The organism is Ruegeria sp. YTSC003 (assembly GCF_059609785.1).
Genome location: NZ_JBXWMK010000032.1, coordinates 1 through 5,549, shown reverse-complemented (window position 1 = coordinate 5,549; position 5,549 = coordinate 1). Strand labels below are relative to the sequence as shown.

6 protein-coding genes are annotated in these 5,549 nt (G+C 55.5%); 1 reads left to right on the top strand and 5 read right to left on the bottom strand.

Translation table 11 applies throughout. From position 1 onward, the window contains the following. From AC2FFH_RS23060 to AC2FFH_RS23040, 5 genes are all read right to left on the bottom strand, one after another. Positions 1–719: alcohol dehydrogenase catalytic domain-containing protein (locus tag AC2FFH_RS23060; protein ID WP_496845407.1), on the bottom strand; the 719-nt coding region annotated here is incomplete at its 3' end. A gap of 81 nt (positions 720–800) precedes the next feature. Then, a complete protein-coding gene (locus AC2FFH_RS23055) occupies positions 801–1,646 on the bottom strand; it encodes an enoyl-CoA hydratase/isomerase family protein (protein WP_496845406.1) in 846 nt (281 codons plus the stop codon). Between the two features lie 92 nt (positions 1,647–1,738). Continuing rightward, a complete protein-coding gene (locus AC2FFH_RS23050) occupies positions 1,739–2,527 on the bottom strand; it encodes an SDR family NAD(P)-dependent oxidoreductase (protein WP_496845405.1) in 789 nt (262 codons plus the stop codon). A 12-nt stretch (positions 2,528–2,539) separates the two neighbouring features. Continuing rightward, positions 2,540–3,505, bottom strand: coding sequence for an LLM class oxidoreductase (locus tag AC2FFH_RS23045; RefSeq protein ID WP_496845404.1), 966 nt, complete (start codon positions 3,503–3,505; stop codon positions 2,540–2,542). A 13-nt stretch (positions 3,506–3,518) separates the two neighbouring features. After that, complete coding sequence (locus AC2FFH_RS23040) at positions 3,519–4,295, bottom strand: CmcJ/NvfI family oxidoreductase (RefSeq protein ID WP_496845403.1); 777 nt, start codon at positions 4,293–4,295, stop codon at positions 3,519–3,521. A 107-nt stretch (positions 4,296–4,402) separates the two neighbouring features. Between AC2FFH_RS23040 and AC2FFH_RS23035 the strand changes: the two genes are divergently transcribed. Next, a complete protein-coding gene (locus tag AC2FFH_RS23035; RefSeq protein WP_496845402.1) occupies positions 4,403–5,314 on the top strand; it encodes a LysR family transcriptional regulator in 912 nt (303 codons plus the stop codon). Positions 5,315–5,549 lie beyond the last annotated feature (235 nt).

Genomic DNA, 5,549 nt, shown 5'->3' with positions numbered 1-5,549 from the left:
CCAACTAGACCATTGAGTTTGGCCGCGGCGAATGAGTTTGTCATGTTTGGCCCACCAACGCTGTCAAACACTACATCGAAACCTACGCCACCAGTGTGCTCGGCAACATAGTCCTCGACTTTTTGCGTTGTGAAATCCACGGGACGCGCACCAAGTCCTTCAATCAAGGCCATCTGATCTGCACCGCGACCAGTTGCGGACACGGTTGCGCCAAGGTGGCGTGCGATTTGAACCGCGACATGACCAACCCCACCCGCGCCGCCCTGAACCAGAACAGTCTGCCCTTCGCCAACACTGGCTCTGGTCAACCCTTCGTAGGCCGTAATGCCGACAAGAGGCAGCGCGGCGGCTTCGCGCATGCTCAAAGTCTTGGGTTTGTGTGCAATCAGGCGGGCATCTGCATTGATGTACTCTGCCAGAGAGCCCGGAAGGTCCATCAAACCGCCGGCGCAACCGTATACCTCATCGCCTATGGCAAAATCTGTCACGCCATCGCCAATTGCGACGACTGTGCCAGCAAAGTCCATCCCAAGCACCGCCGGTAAGGCGGGGGACAGAGGCAAATCCTCGCCCATGCTTCGGATCATCGTGTCGACGGTGTTAACGCTGACAGCGGCCACTTTGACGACGACATGTCCAGAAGTTGCGACAAGGTCGGGCAGTTCAGTGAGTTCGAACGGTGCTTCGGGTCCGTATGAGTTAAGAACCAGTGCTTTCATTGGGATGTACCTTTTTGAAGTTTTGTATGGCGCGGCTCGCAACAACACACGCCGGAAGAGGCCATTGCGTTGGAGGGTAGCTCAGTTGATGTCCTGAACCTGCATCACAAGATCGCCCCAGTTGCGCTGGTTTTCGATGTCGTGTTCCAAACCTTGTTCATCCGCGATGGTGAACCGTTTGACCGCCGGAGTTTTGCTGGTGGCCTGATAGAGCCAATAGGCTTCGGCCTTCAGCGCCGCATCAATTGGTTTGTCGATGGATTCGTAGACCATCTGCTTGCAGGCATTGATCGACTCTGCCGGGAATTTTGCGATCCGTTTGGCCAGTGCGGTCACGTAGGGACCAATTTCATCCGGCTCCAACGCCTTGTTGATGGTGCCCAAACGCTCGGCATCATCTGCGTCATAGTCTTGCGCGCTCAGGATGATCTCAAGCGCTTTGCCAAGACCGGTTTGACGCGCCATGCGCGAGGCACCGCCGCCACAGGGCAATATGCCCATTCCGACCTCCATCTGCATGAACTTGTACTTGCCCCGCGCGGCAAAGCGCATGTCGAGTGCCAATGCCAATTCATGTCCGCCGCCGCGCGCAAACCCTTCCAGCTTTGCGATGGTTGCCTGCGGCACCTTACTGATCCGCTCGCAAACGGATTGCAGATCCAAAAGCTGCGCATCCTCGCGCGATACGGCCTCAGTCGACATGTCCTTGAGCAGTTCGGTGTCGTAGTGGCAGACCCAGATTTCCGGGTTTGCAGATTGAAAGATCACGACCTTGGTGTCGCGATCTCGCTCTAAGCGCATGGCCAGACTGTTGAGATCTGCCAGCATTTCCTGGCCCTGCACATTCACGGAGCCAAAGTTGAATGTCACTGTAGCGATACCGTTCTCAACGGCTACGTCAAAGGTTTGAAAGTTCTCGTATTTCATTAGGCATTCCTTTCTTGGGCCTCGACGCTGCACGCGTGAGGGATAAGGGAGCGTTAAAGGTGGAAGTGCGTGGCGTTTTAGCGCCGCCCGGGTCAGTTGGTCTGGTTAACCAATTCTCTGATGGTATTCATGACGTCGGCAGCGTGGCCCCTGTCGAGTGCTGCCGCGTGTGGATCTGAGAATGCCCCACTGTCATTGTCAAAATAGGCGCCCGACGCGTCAGCGAACCGCTCGCCCAATGCCGCATCAATCAGGATATCTGCGCCGATATTCATATCGTTACCAGCTAAGCCAAAACCCTCTTTCACCATCTTTGAGGCCAAAAGCGATCCAGGATTTACTGCGACCAAAACCTGCGCACCGGATAGCGATTTGGCCCATTCTCGTGTCCAGATGGTGATCGCCAACTTGCTTTGAGCATATGCTTCCATATCGGCCATCGGTAAATTGCCTCGCATGGCCTTGGTGTTTATCGGGGCCTGAGCTGCCGATGACAGGTTCACGACACGCCCGTCGACAGGAATGATCGGCAGCAGCAGCTCGGTCAGCAGATAAGGCGCAAGCGTATTCACTACAAAGCGGATGTCCTGCCCGTTCTCAAGCACAGTTTGCGGGGCTTTCAGCACACCTGCGTTGTTGATCAATACATCAAGATTGGCATGCTTAGTGCGTATTTTTTCGGCCAGTTTTCGAACCGCGCCCAGATCGCTCAGGTCTGCGGTATAGGTTTCGACATCCCCACCAACCTCGGCAGGTGCGCTCTCCAACTTGGGAACACTGCGACCATGCAACAGCACTTTGTGCCCTTCGGCGGCCAGTTTCTTTGCCGTAAGCAATCCAATGCCGTCGGTTGAACCTGTGATAAGAATAGTCTTGGTCATAGGTATTGTCCTTTAGGAAAAGTCAGGCAGCACAACGTCCGCCAGATGTTCGAGGGTGGAATCGATAGATGCTTCGTTGAACCTTAGGTTCAGCGCGACATGATTGATCCCGAGCGTTTCAATCTCGTGCAGATAGCTGCGAAGGAAGTCGGTGCCAGACTGAAACCCGAGATGGATCGGGCGCGGTGGTGCGGCGGGATCGGCAACGACATCGATATAAAGCGATTGCATGACAGGCTTGTCCGGTTGGCCCGCCCCCCGAACGCGTCGTCGGTAATCCGCGATAACCTGCCCTTGGGCGGACGCATTGCGCGGATAGGTCATCCAACCGTCGCCGTTCTGCGCCACCCAATCGGGCGATTGCTGGCTGCCACCGGTTATGAGCATCGGTAGTCGTGTGCCGTGTGGCTTTGGCAAGATGTCTATCTCGCCAGACAGTATGCCCTGAACGCATTCATGCTTGGGATAGTCCGATCCAACTGCACGGATGTAGTCAACGCTATCGCGGAAACGAGCCCCCCGGTCGTCATAGCTCTGGTTCAACGCCGGGTACTCTTCGGGACGATCACCAGACGCAACACCCATAAGCAACCGTCCACCCGAGAGCACATCTGCGGTCGCTGCTGCCTTGGCGACATGGGCGGGGTGGCGCAATGGCAAGATCACACTCGTGGTTCCAAGCGCTATCCGGTTGGTCACCGTTGCCAACGCACCCAGATAGACAAATGGATCAAAAACCTGCCCCGGATCACCGAAGCTTGGGACATTGAACGGCACGTCGCGTAGCCACAGTGCTGCAAAACCGAGTTCTTCAGCTTTCTGAGCCGCTTCCAGATGACCCCGCAGTGTCGGTTCTGCGCCGACTGCGTATGCTTCGAGTGGCAACACAAGGCCAACGCTCAGGCGCCTGGGACGAAAGACCTTGTTGTAGGCCTCGTTGATTTGGGCAAACTCAGACGGTTGCATTTTATCCAACATATCTGGTCCTCCTTTAATAGCGCACCAAAGTGCGGCTCTCGATGCTTTTGCGAATGGTGGCGACGTTTGGATCCTCGACCATATCGAGGGCGCTATGTGCAATCGAGGGCAGGCCTTGATTGTCATAGATGTTGAAAATCGCCACCTCATCCGGCGTCATCTTGGATTGGTAGATCCATTCATGCTTGGGGTTTCCCACCAGCCCCATGATCTGCCCTTTGCGGTCAGGATAGATCAGATCCAGCAGGACCCAGTCAGACGGGTCAACCGACGACGGGCGAACAAATCCAAGAGGGGCCGAATTGATCGGCTGTTCGACAGGACGCCACACATTGACGAAGGCATAGTGACCTTGCGCCCATTCCGCTGCGACCTCAGCACCCAGCAGGTCGATAAGCCGTTGTTCTGCACCATCCTTGCTGTAGTCACTGTGGACATTGCGCGCAGGGTTGCGCGTCGCACTTGGGTCATCAATCCGAACGGTATGATCAAAAATCACAACCTCGCGCGCGCCCAGCCTGTCCGAAAGCGTCGATGTCAGCTCAGTATCGTAAGTCGGTTTCCAGGCGTCGCCTGCAAAATCCCGGACCTGCGTTTTCAGCGTCGTGAATTCAACAGCATCAGACGCAAATGTAACGGAGTTGGCCGTCGCACGGGTGTCCCCTAATGCAACAGCTGTGGAGGCCAGTTCGGGGGAAACCAGGTTTCCAGCGATCCCGCCTGCATCCAGTTCAAAAGCTTGCCGGTGCGGCTTGTGTACGTGGTAGTTGACTGTGGCTGTCCGCGTCATTTGCGCCTACTTCCCATGCAGTATTGAAGCGATGAGAGGGATTTAACGCCGATCAAAACACATATAAACTGCCCATTCACGGAATGATAATTCGGGTTTGCAATATAATGGGACTTGATACTGACGCATTGCGATTGTTTGTAAGGGCCGCAGAAATGCTGAACATCAGCGCGGCAGGGCGCGCATTGGGTATGGCCCCGGCTGTATCCAGCGCAAAGCTCGCCAAGTTGGAGCAAAGCCTGGGTTCCGAACTTTTACATCGCACAACGCGAAAAGTGTCACTGTCGGTCGAAGGTGCCGATTTCCTGCCCTTCGCGCGCGAGATCATCGCGCAGGAGGAAGCTGCCCTTGCGGCTCTGGGCAAGCAAACAACTGCGATCAAGGGCACATTGCGCTTTGCCGCGCCAAGTAGCTTTGCGCAACTCTACATCGCTCCGATCCTGCCGAAGTTTCTTGACCAACACCCTGACCTCACGCTCGACTTGCGTCTGTCAGATGTGCAATTCGACCTGATCGAAGGGAGTTATGATCTTGCACTTAGGAACGCGCCACTTGTCGACACTAGCCTGAAGGGTCGTAAGCTGGCCGAGGACAGACGCATACTTTGTGCTGCGCCCCACTATCTGGACATGCACGGCAGTCCGAAAGTACCTGATGATCTAAAAAAACACCACCTGATCGCTTTCCAAAACCGCCAACTGCGGCCATTGACAGGGCCGGCAGGCGAGAACGCCGTTTTCGATCCCGCATCAGCCAAAGGTCAATTGATAATCGACGACGGTCAAAGCCAGGTCCGCGCCACGTTGGCCGGGGCTGGTATTTCCCTGAACGCGCTATGGAGCGTGCATGACCAACTGAAGTCACGCCGTTTGATACGGGTTCTTCCAAACTTTGAAGCCGCAGAGGACAATGTCTTGTGGCTGATCTATCCCAAGTCCAACGTATTGTCCCCCAAAGTGCGGGTATTCATGGACTTTCTCGTCGCAGAGATTGGCGCAAATCCCCCTTGGGAAACGTGAACTCAAATTAAGTTTAGCGCGCTGTCAGACATCCTGACGCCAATGTCGGAGACGGGCATTGAGCGGACACGCCTTGTCCAATCGCAAAAGTCTGGTTCGTCCGCAGATTTCCTGTTCGGAAAGCACGTGATTTCGCGCCTGCGGCGGATGGCAGGAATGCGGGCTGCTACCGCAGCATCCTGACCGGTTAGCCAACGGTAGAAGGGATGTGTCGCAAACTCTGGGGTCTAGTTGA

Excerpts from the sequence above, each read along its gene's own strand:
- AC2FFH_RS23055 (WP_496845406.1), bottom strand. The coding sequence starts at position 1,646 with ATGAAATACGAGAACTTTCAAACCTTTGACGTAGCCGTTGAGAACGGT.
- AC2FFH_RS23050 (WP_496845405.1), bottom strand. The coding sequence starts at position 2,527 with ATGACCAAGACTATTCTTATCACAGGTTCAACCGACGGCATTGGATTG.
- AC2FFH_RS23045 (WP_496845404.1), bottom strand. The coding sequence starts at position 3,505 with ATGTTGGATAAAATGCAACCGTCTGAGTTTGCCCAAATCAACGAGGCC.
- AC2FFH_RS23040 (WP_496845403.1), bottom strand. The coding sequence starts at position 4,295 with ATGACGCGGACAGCCACAGTCAACTACCACGTACACAAGCCGCACCGG.
- AC2FFH_RS23035 (WP_496845402.1), top strand. The coding sequence starts at position 4,403 with ATGGGACTTGATACTGACGCATTGCGATTGTTTGTAAGGGCCGCAGAA.